We start from the raw sequence: 735 nt of genomic DNA, 5'->3' as shown, positions 1-735 counted from the left end.
GAAGACGCTTCAACGAGGCTTCGACTGCCGACCGGATATAGGCCTTGGACAATCCCTTTTGGCCCGGTCCCATTTCCGAGCCGACCTTCGTCGCGAGGACGATCTTGTCCCGGTTGCCGCGCGCCTTCAGCCATTTGCCGATGATGGTCTCGGAATCGCCGCCCTTGTTGCCGGGAACCCAAGTGGAATAGACGTCCGCGGTGTCGACGAAATTCAGATCTGCGTCGACAAAGGCATCGAGGATCTTGAACGAGTTCGCTTCGTCCACGCTCCAGCCGAACACGTTCGTGCCGAGACAGAGGGGCGAAACCGAGAGACTTGAACGGCCGAGTTGTCGACGCCTAGTCATGGAGTTCTCCGTTATGGGACTAATCGAACTGTAGCAGGACTGCCATTCCTCAAGTGAGGTGTGAATTGCACAGGGGAGACCCTATCTTGCGGAATGGACGCTCCGTCCTTGTTCCGAGTTGGCTCAATGCTCCCCTTGTCCGTTCTCGACTTGTCCTTCGTCAATGCCGGTTCTACGCCAGCCGTCGCTCTACGCAATACGCTCGAACTCGCGCGGCACGCCGACAACGCGGGATACACGCGGTACTGGGTGGCAGAACACCACAATCTGCCGTCGATCGCGAGCAGTGCCCCAGAGATCATGATCGGACAGATCGCAGCCATCACCAAGTCGATCAGGGTCGGCTCCGGCGGCGTGATGCTGCCAAACCACGCACCCCTGATGGT

Annotated in this window: 2 protein-coding genes; one reads left to right on the top strand and one right to left on the bottom strand. The window is 58.9% G+C overall.

Translation table 11 applies throughout. The features are described 5' to 3' along the window. Positions 1-349, bottom strand: a 349-nt coding sequence (locus tag AC1DT3_RS23195) for an aldo/keto reductase (protein WP_477467508.1), incomplete at its 3' end; no start/stop codon positions are given. 126 nt (positions 350-475) lie between these two features. Between AC1DT3_RS23195 and AC1DT3_RS23190 the strand changes: the two genes are divergently transcribed. After that, the coding region (locus AC1DT3_RS23190; RefSeq protein ID WP_477467507.1) for an LLM class flavin-dependent oxidoreductase at positions 476-735 on the top strand (260 nt) is incomplete at its 3' end.

It is taken from the genome of Microvirga sp. P4_G7, assembly GCF_056401005.1.
Note: the sequence above shows the minus strand (reverse complement) of the source record. Positions and strands in the feature narration are given on the sequence as shown.